The sequence below is a fragment of the Burkholderiales bacterium genome (genome assembly GCA_015075645.1).
Lineage (GTDB): Bacteria > Pseudomonadota > Gammaproteobacteria > Burkholderiales > Casimicrobiaceae > VBCG01.
In genome coordinates this window covers 440939-461966 of the sequence record JABTUF010000005.1, presented here as the reverse complement: position 1 = coordinate 461966, position 21028 = coordinate 440939, and the positions used below count along the sequence as shown (strand labels likewise).

Here is a 21028-nt window from a genome sequence, read left to right as displayed (position 1 = left end):
GCCTTGATTTTAGCGCAGTTTCGCGCGCACCGCCCGTGGGGCGCGGCGCGTCCCCCATGCGCCGAAGCGGAGGCGGGGCTCCGCGGCGCCGCGCCCGACGAAGGACTACCGGATGACGATCACCGGCAGCTTGCTGTGCGTCAGCACCTTCTGCGTCTCCGAGCCGAGCAGCAGCGCGGACACGCCGCGACGTCCGTGCGAGGCCATCACGATCGCGTCGCACTTCTGCTTCTTCGCGGCGGCGAGGATCGCTTCCCAGGGGGCGGGCGCGATCGAATGGACCGTCGCGCAGCTGACGCCCGCGGCCTTCGCCTTCGCCGCCGCGCCGGCGAGGATCCGCTCGGCTTCCTTGCCGACCGCCGCCGCGTAGTCCTTCTTCGACACCGGCTCGTAGACGATGCCGTCGGCGTACATCGGGATCGGATAGTCGGGTGCGGCATAGAACGCGGTCAGCTTCGCGCCGAGCCGTTTCGCGAGGCTGATCGCGTGCATGACCGCCTTGGTCGACAGGCGCGTTCCGTCGGTGGCGACGAGCAGGTGCTTGTACATGGCGACTCCCGTTCAGTGAGCGGTCAAGATTGAGCCTGCACGATGCCCCGGTCCTTGACCAAGGTCAACCGGGGTGTCCGTGGCGCGAACGTGCGGCGTCCGTTCGACTTGCCGGGGATGCTCCGCCGGCCGAGAATCGGGACATGCCGAACGAACACGCGGCCGGTGCGCGAGCGCGCGACGGGAGCGAGACCTCCTCCGCGTGCTGGCACTGCGGCGAACCGGTGCCCCGCGGTTCGTCCCGGCGCGGGCGCGTCGCGGGCGCCGACCGCGCGTTCTGCTGCGCCGGCTGCCTCGCGGTCGCGCGAACCATCGAGGGCGCCGGACTCGAACGCTACTACGCCACGCGCACCGGAACGCCGCCCGCGTCGCGGGACGTCGAGTCCGGGCACATCTGGAATGCGGGCGCCCGCGGCGCGGGCCTCGTGCGCGAACTCGACGGCGAGCGGCGCGAGGCGTCGCTCCTCGTCGACGGACTCACCTGCGGCGCCTGCGTGTGGCTCCTCGAATCCTGGCTCGCGCGCGAACCGGGCGTCGTGCAGGCCGGCGTCAATTTCGCGACGCACCGACTCCATGTCGCCTGGCGCGGCCGGGAGACGAACCTCGACCGGCTGGTCGCGGCGATCGCGCGGATCGGCTATCGCGCGCACCCCTACGACCCCTCGCGGCGCGAGGCCCTCGCGCGCGCCGAACGGCGCACGCTCGTCACGCGCGCCGGCATCGGGCTCCTCGCGATGATGCAGGTGATGATGTTCGCGGTGCCCGGCTACGTCTCCGACACGGCGATCGCGCCGGAGCACCAGCGGCTCCTCGACTGGGCGAGCCTCGTCGTGACGATCCCGGCGGTGTTCTACGCCGGGTGGCCGTTCTTCGCCGGGGCGTGGCGCGACCTCTCGCATCGCCGCCTCGGCATGGACGTGCCGGTGGCGCTCGGCGTCGGCGGGGCGTTCATCGCGAGCGCGTGGTCGACGCTGGGCGCGGGCGGGCCGGTGTACTACGACTCGGTCACGATGTTCATCGCGCTGCTGCTCGTCGCGCGGCTGGTCGAACTCGCGGTCCGCCACCGGGCGGGCGAGGCGATCGAGCGCACGGCACGCGCGCTGCCGCGCGTCGCCGAGCGTTTCGAGGCCTGGCCCGCGCGCGGAACCTCGACCGTCGATGCGGCGAGGCTCGCCCCGGGCGACGTCGTGCTGGTGCGCGCCGGCGCGACGATCCCGGCCGACGGCAGCGTGGTCGACGGAGAAGCGCTGGTCGAGGAGGCGATGCTGACCGGCGAGAGCTGGCCGCGGCCGCGCGCCGCCGGCGACCGCGTGCTCGCCGGCGCGGTGGCGCGCGACCGTCCGCTCGTCGTGCGCGTGAGCGCGGCGGGCGAAGGTACCGAACTCGCGTCCGTCATGCGACTCGCCGATCGCGCGGCGTCGGCCCGCCCGCGCATCGCGCGCCTCGCCGACCGGGTCGCGGCGGGATTCGTCGCCGGGCTCCTCGCGACCGCCGCGGCGAGCGCGCTCGCCTGGCTCGCGATCGATCCGTCGCGCGCGCTGCCGGTGACCTTCGCGCTCTTCGTCGTGTCGTGTCCCTGCGCGCTGTCGCTCGCCACGCCGTCCGCCATCGCGGCGTCGGCGGGCGCGCTGGGACGCCGCGGCATCGTGCTGGCGCGGCCCGACGCGCTCGAGGCGCTCGCGCGCGTCACGCACGTGGTGCTCGACAAGACCGGCACGCTCACCGAGGGCACGGTCCGGCTCGCGGACCTTCGCATCGCGGCCGGCCGCACCCGGAACGACGTCCTGGCGTTGGCCGCGGCGCTCGAAGCCCGCTCCGAGCATCCGGTTGCGCGCGCGCTGGCGGCGGCGCACGCCGGAGCGGCGGACGCATCGGATGCGCCGGCCGTCGAAGGGCTCGCGCACACGCCGGGCATGGGCGTGGAGGGCGTCGTCGCGGGCGAACGCCTGCGTGTCGGCCGCACCGACTTCGTCGCGGCGATCGCGGGCGCGGCCCCCGCGGACTTCGAAGCGTTCGCACGTGCGGTCGACGCGCGCGCGAGCGTCGTGGCGCTCGGCGGCGAACGCGGGTTCATCGCGCTCTTCGCGCTGGGCGACGTCCTGCGCCACGGCGCGGAGGCGATGGTCGCGAGGCTCGCGGCGATGGACGTCGAGGTGTCGGTCCTCTCCGGCGATCGCGAGAGCGCGGCGGCGGCGTTCGCGTCCGCCGCCGGAATCGCCGATGCACGGGGCGACCGGTCGCCCGAGGACAAGCGGCGCGCGATCGCGGAGTTGCAGCGCGACGGCGCGGTGGTCGCGATGGTCGGCGACGGAGTCAACGACGCGCCGCCGCTCGCGCAGGCGCAGGTCTCGATCTCGCTCGCGCAGGCGACGCCGGTCGCGCAGCTCGCCTCCGACGTCGTGATTCTCGCGGGCGGCCTCGAGCGCATCGCGGACGCGATCGCGCAAGCGCGGCGCACGCGGGCGGTCGTGCGCCGGAATCTCGGCTGGGCCGCGCTCTACAATGCGGTCGCGATTCCGGCCGCCGCCTTCGGGCTGGTCACGCCGCTCGTGGCCGCCGTCGGCATGTCGGCGAGTTCGCTCGTCGTGGTCGGCAACGCCGCGCGGCTCGCGCGCCTGCCCTCCCTGCGTCGCCGATGGACATCCTGATCCTGCTCGTGCCGATGTCGCTCGTGCTGGTCGCCCTGATCGGCGTCGTCTTCGCGTGGAGCGTGAAGAGCGGGCAGTACGACGATCTCGAGGGCCCGGCGCACCGCATTCTCGCGGACGACGACGGCGCGAGCGCGTCGGAGGGATCGGCGCCGGATCCGGACGCCGGGTTGACCGCGGTCAACCCGACCGCGCCGGCTGCGCGTAACATGCACACCACGGCGGACGCGAAGGCGGGGATTTCCGCGGCCGCCCGGCGACTTCCACGATGACCCGTTGACGCGGGGGGGCGATGGGCAACGAAGCGACGTTCAACTACCGGGTGGTGCGCCAGTTCGCGATCATGACGGTCGTCTGGGGCATCGTCGGCATGCTCGTGGGCGTGGTGATCGCGGCCCAGCTTCTGTGGCCCGACCTCACGTTCGGCATCCCGTGGCTGTCCTACGGACGGCTACGTCCGCTGCACACCAACGCGGTGATCTTCGCGTTCGGGGGCTCCGCGCTCTTCGCGACCTCGTACTACGTCGTGCAGCGCACCTGCCAGGTGCGCCTGTTCTCCGACGGCCTCGCGGCGTTCACCTTCTGGGGCTGGACCGCGGTGATCGTCCTCGCGGCGATCACGCTGCCGCTGGGGATGAACACGTCGAAGGAGTACGCCGAACTCGAGTGGCCGATCGACCTCCTGATCACCGCGGTCTGGGTGGCCTACGCCGTGGTGTTCTTCGGAACCATCGCGAAGCGCCGCACGCCTCACATCTACGTCGCCAACTGGTTCTACGGCGGCTACATCCTGACGATCGCGCTCCTGCACATCGTGAACAGCGCCGAGATCCCGGTCACGCTGACCAAGTCCTACTCGGCCTACGCGGGCGTGCAGGACGCGATGGTGCAGTGGTGGTACGGCCACAACGCGGTGGGCTTCTTCCTCACCGCGGGCTTCCTCGGGATGATGTACTACTTCGTGCCCAAGCAGGCGGGACGGCCGATCTACAGCTACCGGCTCTCCGTCGTCCACTTCTGGGCGCTGATCTTCACCTACATGTGGGCGGGCCCGCACCACCTGCACTACACGGCGCTGCCGGACTGGACGCAGTCGCTCGGGATGATCTTCTCGCTGATCCTGCTCGCGCCGTCGTGGGGCGGAATGATCAACGGGATCATGACGCTGTCGGGCGCGTGGCACAAGCTGCGCGACGATCCGATCCTCAAGTTCCTGATCGTGTCGCTGTCGTTCTACGGGATGAGCACGTTCGAGGGCCCGATGATGTCGATCAAGACGGTCAACGCGCTCTCGCACTACACCGACTGGACGATCGGGCACGTCCACTCGGGCGCGCTCGGCTGGGTGGCGTTCATCTCGATCGGCTCGATCTACTACGTGATCCCGCGGATGTTCGGCAAGACCGCCATGTGGTCGACGCGGCTCATCACCGCGCACTTCTGGGTCGCGACGCTGGGCGTGGTGCTCTACATCGCCGCGATGTGGATCGCCGGCGTGATGCAGGGCCTCATGTGGCGCGCGACCAACCCGGACGGCACGCTGACCTACGCGTTCGTCGAGAGCGTCAAGGCGACCTACCCGTTCTACGCGATCCGGCTGGTCGGCGGCCTCCTGTTCCTCGCCGGCATGGTCGTGATGGCGTACAACACCTGGCGCACGGTGCGCGGGGCGAGCGCGGTCGAGGCGCCGATTCCCGCCCTCGCGCCCTCGCACGCCTGACGGGGACGACGCCATGGCCTTCACGCACGAGACGATCGAGCGCAACCTCACGTGGATGATCGTGCTCACCGTCCTCACGGTGAGCGCAGGCGGGCTCGCGCAGATCGTCCCGCTGTACTTCCAGAAGTCGACCACCGAACCGGTCGCCGGGCTCAAGCCCTATTCGGCGCTCGAACTCACCGGCCGCGACATCTACATCCGCGAGGGCTGCAACAACTGCCATTCGCAGATGGTGCGGCCGTTCCGCGCGGAGACCGAGCGCTACGGCCACTACTCGGTGGCGGGCGAGTTCGTCTACGACCACCCGTTCCTGTGGGGCAGCAAGCGCACCGGCCCCGACCTCAACCGCGTCGGCGGGCGCTACTCCGACGAATGGCACCGCGTCCACCTGCAGAATCCGCGCAACGTGGTGCCCGAGTCGAACATGCCGGCCTACCCGTGGCTCGCGAAGACGCCCGCGTACGCCGGCGACATCGAGGCCAAGTTCCGCGCGCTGCGGACGCTCGGCGTGCCCTACACCGACGAGGACATCGCCAAGGCGGCGGGCGAACTCGCCGGCAGGACCGAGGAGGACGCGGTCGTCGCGTACCTGCAGAACCTCGGCATCACGATGAAGAACGCGAGGTAGCGATGGACATCACCTCGGTGCTGGGCAGCGCGGCGACCGTGCTCTCGTTCTCGACCTTCGTCGCGATCGTCGCCTGGGCGTACAGCCGGCGGCGCAAGCGCGAGTTCGAGGACGCGGCCAACGCGCCGTTCGCGCTGCCGGACGACGGCGGTCCGCTCGACGCCCCCGCGAACCGCGCCACGCAGGGAGCTTCGCGATGAGCGATTTCACGTCCGGTTTCTGGAGCCTGTGGGTGATCGCCTTCACGCTGGGCGGGATCGCCTTCTGCGCCTGGCTCCTCTTCTCGACCGGCAAGGGCGTGCCGCGCAAGCCCGACGGGCAGGGTGTCGGCACGACCGGACACGTCTGGGACGAGGACCTCGCCGAGTACAACAACCCGCTGCCGAAGTGGTGGAGCAACCTGTTCTGGATCACCATCGTCTTCGCGATCGTCTACGTGGTGCTCTATCCGGGGCTCGGAACCTTTCCCGGCGTGCTCGGCTGGACGTCGACCGGCCAGTACCAGCGCGAACGCGCCGATGCGGAGGCACGCGTGAAGCCGCTCCTCGACCGCTTCGCGGCGATGCCGATCGAGAAGATCGCCGCCGATCCGGAAGGACGCGCGATGGGCGAGCGCCTGTTCCTCAACAACTGCGCGCAGTGCCACGGCTCGGACGCCGGGGGCTCGCGCGGCTTCCCGAACCTGCGCGACGGCGACTGGCTCTACGGCGGGACGCCCGACAAGATCGTCGAGACGATCACCCACGGCCGGCTCGGCGTCATGCCGCCGCTCGGCGCGGCGCTGGGCGAGCAGGGGACGAAGGACGTCGCGGCGTTCGTGCGCTCGCTCTCCGGTCTGCCGCACGATTCCCTGCGCGCCCAGCTCGGCAAGCCGCTCTTCGTGCAGAACTGCGCCGCCTGCCACGGCGCGGACGGCAAGGGCAACCAGGCGGTCGGTGCGCCGAACCTGACCGACGGCATCTGGCTCTACGGCAGTTCCGAGGCGGCGATCCTCGAGGGCATCAACAAGGGCCGCAACGTCAACGTCTCGCCGGGCACGCTCGCGATGCCGGCGTTCCAGGACGTTCTCGGCGATGCGCGCATCCGGCTCGCCGCCGCCTACGTCTGGGGGCTGTCGAACAAGTAGCGCGGTTCCCCGGCGTCGGGTTCGCGCGGAACCCTCCCGCGCACGGCCGCCGCCGGTGCGCCGCCGCGCATCGAAGCGATGGACGTGGACACGAGGAAGACGATCCCGATCGTTCCCGCGCCGGCCGCGCCCGACGAGGGCGCGCTCTACGAGATCCGCCGCAAGGTCTATCCGCGTGCGGTGCACGGCTGGTTCGCGGGCTGGCGCTGGGCGCTGGTCTGGGCGACGCAGATCGTGTACTACGGGCTGCCGTGGTTCTCCTGGAACGGCCGGCAGGCGGTGCTGTTCGACCTCGCCGCGCGCAAGTTCACGATCTTCGGCCTGGTCTTCTGGCCGCAGGACGTGATCTACCTCGCGGTGCTCCTGATCCTGTCCGCGTTCGCGCTGTTCCTGTTCACCGCGATCGCCGGCCGGCTGTGGTGCGGCTACGCGTGCCCGCAGACCGTCTACACCGAGATCTTCCTGTGGGTGGAGCGCAGGATCGAGGGCGATCGCGTCGCGCGCATGCGCCTCGACGGGCGGCCGCTCACGCTCGACAAGGGGGTCAAGAAGACGCTGAAGCACACCGCATGGATCGCGATCGCGCTGTGGACCGGCTACACGTTCGTCGGCTACTTCACGCCGATCCGCGAACTCGGCCTGCGCGTGCTGGCTTTCGATCTCGGCCCCTGGGAGACGTTCTGGATCCTGTTCTACGCGTTCGCGACCTACGGCAACGCGGGCTGGATGCGCGAGCAGGTGTGCACCTACATGTGCCCGTACGCGCGCTTCCAGGGCGTGATGTTCGACCGCGACACGATGATCATCGCCTATGACCCCGGCCGCGGCGAGCCGCGCGGCCCGCGGTCGAAGAAGACCGATCCGCGCGAGAAGGGCCTAGGCGACTGCGTCGACTGCGAGATCTGCGTGCAGGTCTGCCCGACCGGCATCGACATCCGCAACGGATTGCAGATGGAGTGCATCGGCTGCGCCGCCTGCATCGACGGCTGCGACCAGGTGATGGACAAGATGGGGTATGCCCGGGGGCTCATCCGCTACGCTTCGGAGAACTCGCTCGCCGGAGGCTACGGCGCACGCGAGATGTGGCGCCGCGTGTTCCGTCCGCGCACGCTGGCCTATTCGGCGCTGTTCATCGCCATCTCGGCCGCCGCGTTGGGTTCGCTCGCGTTGCGCAACCCGCTCAAGGTCGACGTGCTGCGCGACCGCGGCGCGCTCGCGCGGGAAGCCGCGCCGGGCGTCATCGAGAACGTCTACCGCCTGCACATCATGAACACCTCGGAGACGCCGCACCGCTTCGAGATCCGGGCGCGCGGGCTGCCGGGCCTCGAGGTCGTCGGCGTCGAGCAGCCGGTCGAAGTGGACGCTTCGGGGGTCCGCAACGTCCCGCTGCGCCTGCGGACGGCCGCCGACGCGGCGGAGCCCGGCACGCACAAGATCGAGATCGAGATCGCGTCGGTCGACGAGGCCGGGCTGAAGCGCGACGAGCGCTCCACCTTCATCCTGCCGCGGCTGTAACGACGCGCCCCTCCGCCCCATGGCGACCCCGCCCCCGACCCTCGCGGTGCCCTGGTATCGCGACCGCTGGCCCTGGCTCCTGATCCTCGGTCCCGCGATCGCCGTGATCGCCGGCATCGCGACGCTGGTGATCGCCATCCGCACCGACGACGGACTCGTCGCCGACGACTACTACAAGCGCGGCCTCGCGATCAACCAGGTGCTCGAACGCGTCGAGCGCGCGGCGGCGCTCGGCGTGTCGGCGACGGTCGACGTCGCCGCCGATGGTCGCGCTGTCGTGGTGCTCGACGGCGGCGAGGCGAACGCGGCGGCGCGTCCGGCCGCGCTGCGGTTGCGGCTCGCGCATCCGACGCGCGAGGGCGAGGACCGCGCCGCGATGCTCGTGCGCGCGGCAGGCGCGCGCTACGAGGGCCGCCTGCCGCCGGTCGACGCCGGGCGCTGGCTCGTGATCGTGGAGACCGACACCTGGCGGCTGCCGGGCGTCGAGGGGAGCGCGCCCCTCGCCGGCCTGAAGCTGCGCGCGCGATAGTCTGGAGGGACGACGATGAAACTCGACAGCGACTTCGCGCACCGGATCATGTGGGTGCTGTGGCCGGCGTTCCTCGTCGCCGGCGCGGCGGAGTTCGCGTTCTTCTCGGTATTCGATCCCGCCGACCTGATGGTGCAGGGCGCGCCGGTCGGTCTCTCCCGGCCGGCGGTCTACACGATCGGCTTCTTCGCGTTCTGGGCGCTCGGCGCGGCGTCGTCCGCGCTCACGGTGTTCCTCGAGCGCTCCCCGTTCGACCGTCGCGCGGCGTCCGGCACCGCGCCCGGTCCGCGATGACCGTTGCTATTCCCGGTGCCCCACGAGCTTGCGCAGCGCGTCGAGGTCGAGGATCTTCACCGTCCTGCCGCCGACCTCGAGGAGTCCCTCGTCCTGGAAGCGCGAGAACAGCCGGCTCACCGTTTCGAGCTTGAGGCCGAGGTAGCTGCCGATCTCCTCGCGCGTCATGCGCAGCACGAACTCGGTCGACGAGTAGCCGCGCAACTGGTAGCGCCGCGAGAGGTTGAGGAGGAAGCTCGCGAGGCGCTCCTCGGCGCGCATGCTGCCGAGCACGAGCATCACGCCGTGGTCGCGCGAGATCTCGCGCGCGAGGAGTTGGTGGAGGTTCCGCTGCAGCGCCGGGACCGAGCGCGCGAGCTCCTCGAGTTCGCCGAACGGGATCGCGCACACCTCGCTGTCCTCGAGCGCGACCGCTTCGCAACCGTGGCGCTCGGTGCCGAGCCCGTCGAGGCCGACGAGATCGCCCTGCAGGTGGTAGCCCGCGACCTGGTTGCGACCGTCCTCCGACAGCACGGTGGTCTTGAGCGTGCCGAGACGGATCGCGTAGAGCGCCGAGAACGGCTGCCCGGCGCGGTAGAGCGTCTCGCCCTTGCGCAGGCGCGTGCGGCGGCGCACCGTCGCGTCGACGAGTTTCATGTCGTTCGCATCGAGACCCACCGGCAGGCACAACTCGCGCAGCGAGCAGGTCGAGCAATGCGCCTTCAGCGCGAGGATCGAGATGACCTCCGCGGGCGCGCCGGTCGTGGCGGGTGTCGCGGGCGGTGCGGGACGCGGGGAGCGTGCGGGCATGGCGGGGTGCTGCTCGGGGACGGATGCCAGCCGACGATGGTACCAAACGCGCCCCCGGCGTCCCCGGCGTAGCGCGCGATGCCGCATTCGGCGATCGTCGCCGCATGGCTCGCCGGCGCGCTCGGCGCCTTCCATTGCCTCGCGATGTGCGGGGCGTACATCACCCTCGCGCAGGGCGGCGGCACGTCGGTGCTCCTGCCGCGGCGCGAACTCATGGCCGGACTCGCGCTGGCCCATGCCGCACGCATCGCGACCTACACCGCGCTGGGCGCGCTCGCCGGGGCGGCGGGCGGCGTCGCCTTCGCCGCGTCGTTCGCGCCGTGGCAGCGCGGCCTCTACGCGGTGGCGAACCTCGCGCTGCTGATGCTCGCGATCGGGATCGCACGCGGGCGCACCGCGCCCGCGGCGCTCGAGGCGCTCGGACTCAAGCTCTACGCGTCGGTCGCACCGGCCGCGGCTCCGGCGTTGCGCGGCAACGGTTGGGGCGCGCGCGTCGCGCTCGGCGCCCTGTGGGGCCTCACGCCCTGCGCGCTCGTCTACGGCGTGCTGCCGATCGCGCTCCTGTCCGGCGGCGCGTGGCAGGGCGCGACGATCATGCTGGCGTTCGGATTGGGCACGCTGCCGAACCTCCTCTTCGCCTCGTACCTGCTCATGCGCGCGAAGCGATGGCTGCAGGCGCGGTGGCTGCGCTGGAGCGCGGGTGCGCTCGTCGGCGCCTTCGCGCTCGCCGGGCTGTGGCGCGTGGCGTTCGCTCCGGCCTCGCTCGGCAACGGGCCGTTCTGCTTCGTGTGACGGTGCTTGGCGGCGCCGATTCGTTTCCGCCGGCGCCGAACCGCGCGCTCCATGCATGGGACAATGCGCGGCTTCCCGCCGACCGGCCCCGTCGATGATCTCCGATCCCCGCGTGTATCCGTCGCCCGACGCGGCGAGCGCGGACGCGCGCGCGCTGCACGAACTCGCGGACGCGAGCCTCGGCGCCGAGACCGGGGCCGTCGCGGCGGCCCGCGATGCCGAGATCGCCGCGCGGCTCGACGCGATCCTCGATGCGGGCGACGGCGACCGACTCGACCTTCTGTTGGCGTCGGCCCCGTCGGCGGCGATCCACCGGCACCTGTGGCGCGCGATCGTCACCGAAGTCGAACGCGCGCGCGGCGAGGCGATCGCGCCGGTGCTCTTCGCGCTGCCGATCCTCGTCGTCGCGGCCTCCGACGACGGCGCGGAGCACCAACTCGACGCGGTGATCGACGCGCCGGAGGCGCTCGCGGCGATCCTCGTCGAGCACGGGGCGCTTTCCGGCAACCGCCAGTTCGCGTTCGCCGGTGCGCTGGCGGGCGCCGACGCGATCGAGCTTCGCGCGCTGCCCGGCCTCATGCGCGCGGCGTCGTCGTCGGCGCCCGCTCCGCTCGACATCGCGCCCGCGCCGATCGCCGCGCTCGCTGGCGGCGAGCGTGTGCACCTGCGCTTCCTCGTCGGATCGGCGCTCGCGGCGTCGGTCGGTGCGCTGTGCGCGCGTACCGAAGTCGGCGCGTGGGGAATGCCGCTCACGCGCGCGCTCTCGCGCGCGATCGGTGCGCCGGGCGTGACGGTGGTCGCGATGCCGCGCGCGCCGCAATCGCTTCCCGCGGCGGTCGCGACCGGACGACTGGTGAGCCGCGAGGCCGCCGCGACGCTGTTCGCGAGCAACGCGTTGCGGCGCATGCGCGCGGCGGCGGGCGAGCCCTCCGCCACGATCAGCGCGCATCGAATCGCCGGAACGCGCTCGAGCGGCGAACTGCGCGTGTCGCTGTCCTCGCCGTTCGACGAACGCGGCGCCGAGGGCTTCCGCTGCCCGCTCGAACCGCTCGACCGCGTGGCCGACGTCGCGGACATGCTCGCCCAGGTGCTCGCCGAATGCCGGGTCGCGGACGTCCGCATCCTGCCGGGCGTGCATGCGGACCGCGACAGCGCGACCGGCCTCGCGCTGCTCTTCAAGGCCGCGGACCGCGTGGCCGGGGAGGGTCAGGCGACCTGAAGGCGCTGTCGCGTCGACGTTGAAGTCGCGGCGTCGCGACGCTTGATGCGGCCGAGTCCGCTCACGCTTTCCTCCAGTTCGGGCGTTCCGAGGTACTCGACGATTCCCGCGCCCGACAGGCTGACGCGCAGCGACTTCTCGGCGTTCACCACGACGCTGCCGGCACCCGACACGTCGACCCGCGCCGACAGGCTCCGGAGGCGGGCCCCGCGCACGGTGCCCGCGCCCGACAGGCTGATCGACTGCTCGGTCGCACGGCCCGCGAGATCGGCTTCGACGGCGCCCGAACCGACGAGCCGCAGCGATTCGACGTCGAGGGAGTCGATGCGGATGCTCGTGGCGCCCGATGCGTCGATCCTGAACGCGGGCACCGACAGAGCCTTCGCGGTGAACTTCACGGCGCCCGAGAGATCGACCGCCTCGATCGAGGGGGCGCGCACGACGACGCGCAGGTCACGGTCGACCCCGTCCCTGCCCCGGCGCCCGCCCGCCGCCTTGGCCGTGATCCGGAGCGTCCGGCCGGAAACCTCGGTCCGGACGCGGGCCGCCTCGCCGGGGGCGGCCTCGACGACGACTTCGTAGCGGTCGGCCTGGACGATCTCGAGCTTCAGGTGGCCGGAGACGTCGAGCTTCGCGAACTCGCCGACCGCGCGCGTCTCGGCGACCGGCGGCCCCGCCGGTGCCCCGGACGTCGCGCGGAACATCCGCCCGACGACGAGCCATGCGAGCACGGCGGCCACGATCGCGCAGGCGACGACCACGACGGGCAGGGCGGATCGGCGCATCACGAACTCCGGACAGGTCGGACCGAGGTTGGATGCGCCGGGAGCCGGTTCCGGTTTCGCGCGCGACGGGCCGAGGCCGGCAGCGCTGCTGCCGCGCCCGGGCCTCAGCGGTTGGGATCGCGCGGATCGGCCGCGAGGCCCCGGCGGTACCGGGCGCCTTTCTCGACGTAGCCGTCGGCGGCCCGCCGCAGCATCGCGACGTCGTCGTCGGTGAGCGTCCGGACGACCTTCCCCGGACTCCCGAGGACGAGCGAGCGGTCGGGTATCGTCTTGCCCTCCGCGACGAGCGCGTTGGCGCCGATCAGGCACTCGCGACCGATCGTCGCGCCGTTCATCACGACCGCCTTGATGCCGATGAGCGAGCCGTCGCCGATCGTGCAGCCGTGCAGCATCGCCTGATGGCCGACGGTCACGCCGCGCCCGATCGTGAGCGGAAACCCGGGATCGACGTGCAGCACGACGCCGTCCTGGAGGTTGGTCTCGTCGCCGATGACGATCGGTTCGTTGTCGGCGCGCGCGATCGCGCCGAACCAGACGGTCGCCCGGTCTCCCAGGACGACGCGCCCGATCAGTACCGCGCCGGGCGCGACGTAGTGGCCGCCGCCGCGCAGTTCGACGCCTCGATCCTCGAACGAGTAGAGCGGTCCCGCGGACGTCGCATTCATCGCGGAACCCCCCGCCGGGGCCGGGCCGCGCCCCGCCTGGCGTGAACCGTCGACGCGCCGGTGCCGCTGCGGAGCGCGATGGAGACCCGGTTCATGGTGCAGTGAGGGAGATGTCGCCGAACCAGGCTTCCGCGCGCGTTCCGGTGTTGTCCGAGTCCGAGAACGCGGTGATCGACGTGAGCGTGCCGGGGTCCTCGCTGAACGCTTTCCGGTAGTCGTCGCGCAGGTTGCGCTTCACCGACTGCCACTTGCCCGCGTCGCCGTTGCCGCTCGCCACGACGATCATCTTGATGCGTCCGGTGTGCGGATTGGCGATGACGGTACCGACCGGCGCACTGCTCGCCCAGATGTACATCAACGTCGCGTAAGGCAGTTCCTGCGAATAGACGCTGCTCGCGAGCCTCATCGTCGTGCGATCGCCGAACGAGAGCTTGTCCTTGTCGCCGTCGAACGCGAGCACGATGCGCGCCGCTGCGTCCTCCTTGCTCGCGACCGAGTTGTCGGCGCCCTCGACGACGCCCGCGATCTTCCAGCGCCACGCGAGCATCGGCGTCTTCGAGGCGTCGAGCGCGGTGCGCACGCCGATGCCGCTCGCGCCCGCGTCGGACTTCGCGTGCAGCACGACCTTGCCGCCGTCCTCGACCATGTCGAAATCCGTGAGCCTCTTGCGCTCGTTGACCCGGACGATGATCCAGGGCGACTGCGGCGCGCCGACCTTGCCGGCCGAGAACGGGGGGATCGTCGCGGCGTCCTTGATCTCCCGGACCTGTGCCGTCGCGGCGGACGGCGCCGCGAGCGCGAAGCAGAGGACTGCGGTCGAGACGGCGGCGGGACGGCGCATGTCGGACCTCGTTTCGGGCGGTGTCGTGGTCGGGGGGCGGACGCGGCGGCAAGTATGCCGCGCCGCGAGCGCCTTGTCGCGCCCCCGGCGGCGGGAAGTGCCGCCGCTATAATCGGCCGCGCCCCCTCTCGCGAGCCCCTCCGATGAGCCTCGAGTCCGTACCCGCCGGCAAGGACGTCCCGCACGACTGCAACGTGATCGTCGAGATTCCGATGCGCTCGGATCCGATCAAGTACGAGGTCGACAAGGACACGGGCGCGGTGTTCGTCGACCGGCTGATGTGGACGGCGATGCACTATCCGTGCAACTACGGGTACATCCCGCAGACGCTCTCGCTCGACGGCGACCCCTGCGACGTGCTCGTGCTCTCGCCGATGCCGTTCATCACCGGCGTGGTCGTTCGCTGCCGGCCGATCGGCATGCTGAAGCTCGACGACGAGGCGGGCGGCGACGCGAAGATCCTCGCGGTGCCGGTCGACGAGCTGTCGCCGCTCTACACCAACGTGAAGTCGCCGCGCGACCTGCCCGAGGTCCAGATGCGCCAGATCGCGCATTTCTTCGAGCACTACAAGGACCTCGAACCGGGCAAGTGGGTGCGCGTCGGCACCTGGGTCGAGGCGGAGGACGCCCGGCGCGAGATCGTCGAGTCGGTCGAGCGCTACCGCAAGGCGAAGCTCCGCGCGCGCAAGGCCGCGACGAAGGCGCGCTGACCGTGCCTCGGCCCGGCGCGGCCTGGCTGCCCGCGCTGTTCGTGCTCCTGTGGAGCACCGGCTTCGTCGCCGCGAAGCTGGGGCTGCCCGACGCCCCGCCGTTCTCGTTCCTGTTCGTCCGCTTCGTGTGCGTCGCCGCCCTGATGGCGGCGGTGGCGCTCGCGTCGGGTGCGCGCTGGCCGTCGCGCGCGCAGGCGGTGCACGTCGGCATCGCGGCGCTCCTCGTGCACGGGCTCTACCTCGGCGGGGTGTTCCACGCGATCGCCGGCGGCATGCCCGCGGGCACGATCGCGATGCTCGTGGGCCTGCAGCCGATCGTCACGGTGGCCATCGCGCGCTCGTGGCTCGGCGAGGCGGTCGTCCCCCGCCAGTGGATCGGGCTGGTGCTGGGTTTCGTCGGCGTGGGGCTCGTGGTGCGCAACAAGCTCGGCTACGCCGGAGAAGCGAGCGGTCTCGTCGCCGCCGCGATCGCGCTCGCCGGCATCAGTATCGGAACGCTCTACCAGAAGCGCCACGGCGGGGGCGTCGACCTGCGGTCGGGCGCGGTGATCCAGTTCTCGGTGTGCGCGATCGCCTACGCGCCGCTCGCGATGCTCGAGTCGGAGTCGATCCGCTGGACGCCTGCGTTCACCTTCGCGCTCGGGTGGTCGGTGCTCGTGCTGTCGGTCGGCGCGATCAGCCTGCTCTTCGTGCTGCTGCGTCGCGGCGCCGCCGCCGGCGTGGCGGCGCTCTTCTACCTCGTGCCGCCGGTGACCGCATGGATGTCCTGGCAGTTCTTCGGGGAGACGCTCGACGCCGCGGCGCTCGCCGGCATGGTCCTGATCGCGGTCGGCGTCGCGCTCGCCCGCGCCCAGGCGCCCGCCCAACCGGATTGAGAAGCCGTGACGGCTTGTCGCCCTGCGCGAACCCCGTCAGGCGGAAGCCCGGCCCGCATTGACGTGCGGCGCGCCGAACGTCGCACCCAGCGCGGCCGCAGCCTCGCGCAGTGCGGGCACGTGCGCGAGCGCGCGTTCCAGCGGCATGCGTGCGACCGGCGCGTGTACGGCGACGCACGCGACGTTGCGCCCGTCGGGTGAGGCCACCGGCACCGCGACGCACACGAGTCCCGCGAGGTATTCTTCATTGTCGGTCGACAGGTCGTCGCGTCGGATCGCGGCGAGTTCGGCGCACAACGCGTCGCGGTCGGTGATCGTGTGGTCGGTGAAACGCGCCAGCGAGAGTTCCTCGACGATGCGCCGCCTGCGCGCCGCGGGCAGCAGCGCGAGCAGGAGCTTGCCGCTCGCGGTGCAGTGGAGCGGGACGTGCGACCCCGGCTGCAGGGTCATGCGAAGCGGCCACTCGGTCTCGACGCGGTCGAGGTAGACGACCTCGCTGCCGTCGAGCATCGTGAGGTTCACGGTTTCGCCGAGCGTCTCGGCGAGCCGCTTCAGGATCGCGTGCCGCGGGGCGCGCACGGTCTCCGCGAGCTGCACGTCGAGCGCGAAGCGCACGAGCCTCGGTCCCGCCGCGATGCGGCGGCCGTCGGGTTCGCGGGTGACGAGCCCGGCCTCCTCGAGCGTGGCGAGCATCCGGTAGACCGTCGGCTTCGGCAAATCCGCGTCCGAAGCGAGTTCCTGCAAGCCGACCGGACCGTTCGCCCGGGCCACGCGTTCGAGCAGGCCGAACGCCCGGAGCAGCGGCGGAACGCGGTCGCGCTTCGAGGCCATGCGCTGACGATATATCGGAAAATGAAATGTCACAAGCCATTTTTCGATTGAGAGCTTGATGCAGGCACGGAGCTGTGGAACACTTCGACTTCTCGCGCCATTCGCGCGAGTTTCGGAGGATTCGCCATGAACAAGCCCGCCGACCTGCCGACCCCGGTCGCCGCCCCCGTGACCGGCCGCCAGAAGATGACCCCCTCCGAGGCGTTCGTCGAAACGCTCGTCGCGCAGGGCGTGAAGGACGTCTTCGGGATCGTGGGCTCCGCGTACATGGACGCGCTCGACCTGTTTCCGCTCGCCGGCATCCGCTTCATCTCGGTCGCGCACGAACAGGGCGGCGGTCACATGGCCGACGGGTATTCGCGTGTGTCGGGACGTCACGGCGTGTGCATCGCGCAGAACGGTCCCGGCATCACCAACTACGTGACTTCGGTCGCGGCCGCGTACTGGGCGCACTCGCCGGTCGTGTGCATCACGCCGGAGACCGGGTCGATGACGCTCGGGCTCGGGGGCTTCCAGGAAACCGAGCAGTTGCCGATCTTCACCAGGATCACCAAGTACCAGGCGCACGTGAACAACAAGGCGCGCATGGCCGAACTCACCGGCCGCGCGTTCGACCGCGCGCACCTGGAACTCGGACCGACGCAGCTCAACATCCCGCGCGATTTCTTCTACGGCGACATCGAGTGCGAGATCCCGCGCCCGATCGTGATCGAACGCGGCGCGGGCGGCGAGAAGAGTCTGGACGAAGCGGCCGCGCTCCTCGCGTCCGCGAAGTTCCCGGTGATCCTCGCCGGCGGCGGCGTGATCATGGCCAACGGGCAGCGCGAGGCGATCGCGCTCGCCGAACTCCTGCAGGCGCCCGTCGCGGTCTCCTACCTGCACAACGACGCTTTCCCGGCGAAGCACGCGCTGTGGTGCGGGCCGCTGGGCTACCAGGGCAGCAAGGCGGCGATGAAGCTCATCAGCCAGGCCGACGTCGTGCTCGCGCTCGGCACGCGCCTCGGCCCGTTCGGCACGCTGCCGCAGCACGGCATCGACTATTGGCCGAGGCAGGCGAAGATCATCCAGGTCGATGCGGACCCGAAGATGCTGGGCCTCGTGAAGCCGATCACCGTCGGCATCTGCGGCGACGCGAAGGCGGCCTCGCTCGCCCTCGCGGCGCGCCTCGAGGGCAAGTCGCTCGCGTGCCACGCCAACCAGGCGGACCGCCTGGCGAAGGTGAAGGCGGAGAAGGCGGCGTGGGAGTCCGAACTCGACGGCTGGACCCACGAGAAGGACGCCTGGTCGCTCGAGCAGGCGAAGGGGAGCGCGCACATGCACCCGCGCCAGATGCTGCGCGAGCTCGAGCGGGCGATGCCGGAGGGCGCGATGGTGTCGACCGACATCGGCAACATCTGCTCGGTGTCGAACAGCTACCTGCGCTTCGACCGACCGCGCTCGATGTTCGCCGCGATGAGCTTCGGCAACTGCGGCTACGCGTTCCCGACGATCATCGGCGCCAAGGTCGCGGCGCCCGACCGCCCGGCGATCGCTTACGTCGGCGACGGCGCGTGGGGGATGAGCTTCGGCGAGATCCAGACCTGCGTGCGCGAGGCCATCCCGGTCACCGCGGTCGTGTTCAACAACGGCCAGTGGGGCGCCGAGAAGAAGAACCACGTCGACTTCTACGCGAACCGCTTCCTCGGCGTGAACCTCGACAGGCAGCCGTCGTGGGCCGCGGTCGCGAAGGCGATGGGCGCGGAGGGCGTGCGCGTCGAGAAGCTGTCGGATGTGGGGCCCGCGCTGCGAGCTGCGGCCGCCGCGCAGAGGGACGGCAGGACGACCGTGCTCGAGATGATGGTGACGCGCGAGCTGGGCGACCCCTTCCGGCGCGACGCGCTCGCGCTGCCGACGCGCCACCTCGCCAAGTACAAGTCGACCGAGGCTCCGCGGCGCTGACCGGTTGCGGGCCGGCGCTCCCGATCCGCGCCGCGCGCCCCCGCCGGGAGCGTGCGGCGGCGAGGGGTTGACGGGAAGCGCGGCACGGCGATACTCGCCTGCCCCGTCCATGGACAGGAAGCCGCAGTTGGAGGCAAGCCCGCGCAAGACGGGCTCACCGCTGGAGGAGACGTCATGCCAAGGTACCGCCGCACCACCGCCCTCTCGTTCGCGCTCGCGCTCTGCGCAGGCCTCGCACAGGCGCAGGACTGGCCGTCGAAGCCGATCCGGATGATCGTCCCCTATCCGCCGGGAGGCGGGACCGACGTCGTCGCCCGCATCGTCAACGAGAAGCTCTCGCCGGAGCTCGGAGCGCCGATCGTCGTCGACAACAAGGGCGGCGCGGGCGGCAGCGTCGGCACCGAGCTCGCCGCGAAGGCGCCGCCGGACGGCTACACGGTGCTGATGACGCTGTCGTCGCACACGATCAACCCGAAGCTCTACCCGAAGCTCGCCTACGACGTCGAGCGCGACTTCATCCCGGTGAGCCTAGCGGCGATGATCCCGCAGATCGTCGTCGCGCACCCCTCGGTGCCGGCGAGCAACGTCCAGGAGCTCGTGGCGCTCCTGAAGGCGAACCCGGGCAAGTTCAACTACGCATCGGTGGGCATCGGCTCGCCGGGACACGTCGCGGGCGAGCTGTTCAAGCTGAAGACCGGCGTCCAGATGACGCATGTCCCCTACAAGGGAGGCGGCCCGGCGGTCGCCGACACGATCGGCGGTCAGGTGCAGCTCCTGTTCGTGTCGATGCCCGCGGCCTGGCAGCACGTGAAGGCCGGCCGCCTCAAGGCGATCGCGGTGACGAGCGCGAAGCGCAGCATCGCGGCGCCCGACCTGCCGACGATCGCCGAGCAGGGCGTGCCGGACGTCGTCGTCGACTCGTGGTACGGGCTGCTCGTGCCCGCGAAGACGCCGCAGCCGGTCGTCGCCAAGCTCAACGCGACGATGGTCAAGGTGCTGCAGATGCCCGAGGTGCGCGAGAAGCTGCTCGCGCAGGGCGCCGAGGCGGCGTCCAACTCGCCGGCGGAATTCGACGCGCTGATCCGCGACGAGCTGAAGAAGTGGGACTACGTGATCCGCGAGGCGAAGATCACGCCCGAATGAACGGCCGGGATCCGGATGCCGCGCGCGTTCGCGGCGAGGTGGCGGCGCTCGTCGGTCGCGCGCGCGCCGCGCAGCGCGCGATCGACGCCTGCGACCAGTCGCGCGCGGACGAGCTCGCGGTCGCGGCCGCGTGGGCGATCGTCGAGCCGTCGCGCAACCGCGCGCTCGCCGAGCTCGCGGTGCGCGACACCGGCATGGGCGACGTCGACGACAAGATCGCGAAGAACCGGCGCAAGACCATGGGCCTGCTGCGCGACCTCGCGGGCGCGCGCACGGCCGGCGTGATCGCCGAGGATCCCGCGCGGGGCCTGGTCGAGATCGCGAGGCCGGTCGGCGTCGTCGCCGCGATCACGCCGTCGACGAACCCCGGCGCGACGCCCGCCAACAACATCGTCAACGCGCTGAAGGCGCGCAACGCGATCGTCCTCGCGCCGTCGCCGAAGGGCGCCTCGACGCTCGCGCTCCTGATCGGCTTCGTGCACGCCGAGCTCGACCGGATCGGCGCGCCCCGCGACCTGGTGCAGATGCTGCCGATGCCGGTGTCCCGCGAGCACACGCGGGAGCTGATGCGCCAGGCCGACCTCGTCGTGGCGACCGGCTCGCAGAACAACGTGCGCGCCGCGTACGCGAGCGGCACGCCGGCGCTGGGCGTGGGCGCGGGCAACGTGGCGGCGATCGTCGACGAGACGGCCGACGTGGCCGACGCCGCGGAGAAGATCGCGCGCTCGAAGACGTTCGACCACGCGACCAGCTGCTCGTCGGAGAACAGCGTGATCGCGGTCGACGCGGTCGCGGACGCGCTCGTCGCCGCGCTCGCGCGGCACGGCGGCGTCCGGCTCTCGCGCGACGAGTCGGCTCGCCTCGAGCGGGCGATGTTTCCGGACGACAGGCTCGCCCCCGCCTTCGTCGCGCAGTCGGCGCGGGCGATCGCCGCGCTCGCGGGGCTCGACCGGGAGGCCTGCCGGTCGGCGCGGTTCCTCGTCGTCGACGTCGACGGCGTCGGGCCGGACGCGCCGTTCTCCGGCGAGAAGCTCTCGCCGGTGCTCGCGTTCTACCGGGCGCCGACCTTCGACGCGGCTGCCGCGCGGGCGGAGGCGCTCCTGCGCTTCCAGGGCGCCGGTCATTCGGTCGGCCTCCACTCGAAGCTCCCCGAGCGCGCGACGCGGCTCGGGCTCGCGCTGCCGGTGTGCCGCGTCATCGTCAACCAGGCGCACTGCTTCGCGACCGGCGGGAGCTACGACAACGCGCTGCCGTTCTCGCTGTCGATGGGCTGCGGCAGCTGGGGCGGCAACAGTTTCTCGGACAACCTCAACGTCCGCCACTTCATGAACGTCACGCGCGTCGTCCACCCCCTTCCGCCGGAGCGCGTGCGCGAGCCGACCGAGGACGAGCTCTTCGGCGACTACCGGCGCAGGCACGGCATCTAGCCTC

The 21028-nt window shown here is 71.6% G+C and carries 22 protein-coding genes; 16 read left to right on the top strand and 6 right to left on the bottom strand.

Annotated features, from left to right (window positions below):
* Window positions 1-105: 105 nt before the first annotated feature.
* Entirely contained in the window at window positions 106-549 is a 444-nt protein-coding gene (locus HS109_15555; GenBank protein ID MBE7523779.1) for a universal stress protein, read from the bottom strand.
* A 143-nt stretch (window positions 550-692) separates the two neighbouring features.
* Here HS109_15555 and HS109_15550 point away from each other — a divergent pair, with 143 nt between their 5' ends.
* The 9 genes from HS109_15550 to HS109_15510 all read left to right on the top strand — a co-directional run bounded on the left by HS109_15550 (window position 693) and on the right by HS109_15510 (window position 9009).
* Window positions 693-3197 (top strand): heavy metal translocating P-type ATPase, encoded by a 2505-nt coding sequence (locus HS109_15550; GenBank protein MBE7523778.1) that lies wholly within the window; start codon window positions 693-695, stop codon window positions 3195-3197.
* The gene (gene ccoS / locus HS109_15545) at window positions 3185-3469 is read left to right on the top strand and encodes a cbb3-type cytochrome oxidase assembly protein CcoS (GenBank protein MBE7523777.1); all 285 of its coding nucleotides are present in this window, start codon (window positions 3185-3187) and stop codon (window positions 3467-3469) included. The genes HS109_15550 and ccoS overlap by 13 nt, the downstream gene beginning before the upstream one ends.
* Window positions 3470-3489: 20 nt before the next feature.
* Window positions 3490-4917, top strand: a complete 1428-nt coding sequence (gene ccoN, locus HS109_15540) for a cytochrome-c oxidase, cbb3-type subunit I (GenBank protein MBE7523776.1) — start codon at window positions 3490-3492, stop codon at window positions 4915-4917.
* A 13-nt stretch (window positions 4918-4930) separates the two neighbouring features.
* The gene (gene ccoO, locus HS109_15535; GenBank protein ID MBE7523775.1) at window positions 4931-5545 is read left to right on the top strand and encodes a cytochrome-c oxidase, cbb3-type subunit II; all 615 of its coding nucleotides are present in this window, start codon (window positions 4931-4933) and stop codon (window positions 5543-5545) included.
* A 2-nt stretch (window positions 5546-5547) separates the two neighbouring features.
* A complete protein-coding gene (locus HS109_15530; protein MBE7523774.1) occupies window positions 5548-5745 on the top strand; it encodes a cbb3-type cytochrome c oxidase subunit 3 in 198 nt (65 codons plus the stop codon).
* Complete coding sequence (gene ccoP / locus HS109_15525) at window positions 5742-6671, top strand: cytochrome-c oxidase, cbb3-type subunit III (protein MBE7523773.1); 930 nt, start codon at window positions 5742-5744, stop codon at window positions 6669-6671. Before HS109_15530 ends, ccoP begins: the two co-directional genes overlap by 4 nt.
* A 78-nt stretch (window positions 6672-6749) precedes the next feature.
* Window positions 6750-8186, top strand: coding sequence for a cytochrome c oxidase accessory protein CcoG (gene ccoG, locus HS109_15520; GenBank protein ID MBE7523772.1), 1437 nt, complete (start codon window positions 6750-6752; stop codon window positions 8184-8186).
* Between the two features lie 19 nt (window positions 8187-8205).
* Window positions 8206-8715 carry a FixH family protein gene (locus HS109_15515; protein ID MBE7523771.1) on the top strand — a complete coding sequence of 170 codons (510 nt, stop codon included), beginning with the start codon at window positions 8206-8208 and terminating at the stop codon, window positions 8713-8715.
* A gap of 15 nt (window positions 8716-8730) precedes the next feature.
* Complete coding sequence (locus HS109_15510; protein MBE7523770.1) at window positions 8731-9009, top strand: hypothetical protein; 279 nt, start codon at window positions 8731-8733, stop codon at window positions 9007-9009.
* 6 nt (window positions 9010-9015) lie between these two features.
* On the opposite strand, the gene fnr is transcribed toward HS109_15510, so the two are convergent.
* Window positions 9016-9798: a fumarate/nitrate reduction transcriptional regulator Fnr gene (gene fnr / locus HS109_15505; protein MBE7523769.1), complete on the bottom strand. Its 783-nt coding sequence runs from the start codon at window positions 9796-9798 to the stop codon at window positions 9016-9018.
* A 78-nt stretch (window positions 9799-9876) separates the two neighbouring features.
* Between fnr and HS109_15500 the strand changes: the two genes are divergently transcribed.
* Together HS109_15500 and HS109_15495 are read left to right on the top strand one after the other, a co-directional pair.
* Complete coding sequence (locus HS109_15500; protein ID MBE7523768.1) at window positions 9877-10590, top strand: sulfite exporter TauE/SafE family protein; 714 nt, start codon at window positions 9877-9879, stop codon at window positions 10588-10590.
* A gap of 94 nt (window positions 10591-10684) precedes the next feature.
* A complete protein-coding gene (locus HS109_15495; GenBank protein ID MBE7523767.1) occupies window positions 10685-11809 on the top strand; it encodes a hypothetical protein in 1125 nt (374 codons plus the stop codon).
* Here the strand turns inward: HS109_15495 and HS109_15490 are convergent.
* The 3 genes from HS109_15490 to HS109_15480 all read right to left on the bottom strand — a co-directional run bounded on the left by HS109_15490 (window position 11797) and on the right by HS109_15480 (window position 14100).
* Complete coding sequence (locus tag HS109_15490) at window positions 11797-12594, bottom strand: DUF2807 domain-containing protein (protein ID MBE7523766.1); 798 nt, start codon at window positions 12592-12594, stop codon at window positions 11797-11799. The genes HS109_15495 and HS109_15490 overlap by 13 nt on opposite strands.
* A gap of 104 nt (window positions 12595-12698) precedes the next feature.
* Window positions 12699-13259 carry a gamma carbonic anhydrase family protein gene (locus HS109_15485; GenBank protein MBE7523765.1) on the bottom strand — a complete coding sequence of 187 codons (561 nt, stop codon included), beginning with the start codon at window positions 13257-13259 and terminating at the stop codon, window positions 12699-12701.
* 91 nt (window positions 13260-13350) lie between these two features.
* Window positions 13351-14100 carry a DUF3047 domain-containing protein gene (locus HS109_15480; protein ID MBE7523764.1) on the bottom strand — a complete coding sequence of 250 codons (750 nt, stop codon included), beginning with the start codon at window positions 14098-14100 and terminating at the stop codon, window positions 13351-13353.
* A gap of 143 nt (window positions 14101-14243) precedes the next feature.
* On the opposite strand from HS109_15480, the gene ppa reads away from it, so the two are divergent.
* Together ppa and HS109_15470 are read left to right on the top strand one after the other, a co-directional pair.
* Window positions 14244-14810: an inorganic diphosphatase gene (ppa, locus tag HS109_15475; protein ID MBE7523763.1), complete on the top strand. Its 567-nt coding sequence runs from the start codon at window positions 14244-14246 to the stop codon at window positions 14808-14810.
* 26 nt (window positions 14811-14836) lie between these two features.
* Window positions 14837-15685: a DMT family transporter gene (locus tag HS109_15470; protein MBE7523762.1), complete on the top strand. Its 849-nt coding sequence runs from the start codon at window positions 14837-14839 to the stop codon at window positions 15683-15685.
* A 36-nt stretch (window positions 15686-15721) separates the two neighbouring features.
* Here the strand turns inward: HS109_15470 and HS109_15465 are convergent, their stop codons facing one another.
* Window positions 15722-16516 (bottom strand): IclR family transcriptional regulator, encoded by a 795-nt coding sequence (locus HS109_15465; protein MBE7523761.1) that lies wholly within the window; start codon window positions 16514-16516, stop codon window positions 15722-15724.
* Window positions 16517-16702: 186 nt separating this feature from the next.
* Between HS109_15465 and xsc the strand changes: the two genes are divergently transcribed.
* The 3 genes from xsc (at window position 16703) to HS109_15450 (ending at window position 21024) form a co-directional block, all read left to right on the top strand.
* The gene (gene xsc / locus HS109_15460; protein ID MBE7523760.1) at window positions 16703-18454 is read left to right on the top strand and encodes a sulfoacetaldehyde acetyltransferase; all 1752 of its coding nucleotides are present in this window, start codon (window positions 16703-16705) and stop codon (window positions 18452-18454) included.
* Between the two features lie 174 nt (window positions 18455-18628).
* Window positions 18629-19597: a tripartite tricarboxylate transporter substrate binding protein gene (locus tag HS109_15455; protein ID MBE7523759.1), complete on the top strand. Its 969-nt coding sequence runs from the start codon at window positions 18629-18631 to the stop codon at window positions 19595-19597.
* Window positions 19594-21024: an aldehyde dehydrogenase family protein gene (locus HS109_15450; GenBank protein MBE7523758.1), complete on the top strand. Its 1431-nt coding sequence runs from the start codon at window positions 19594-19596 to the stop codon at window positions 21022-21024. The genes HS109_15455 and HS109_15450 overlap by 4 nt, the downstream gene beginning before the upstream one ends.
* Window positions 21025-21028 lie beyond the last annotated feature (4 nt).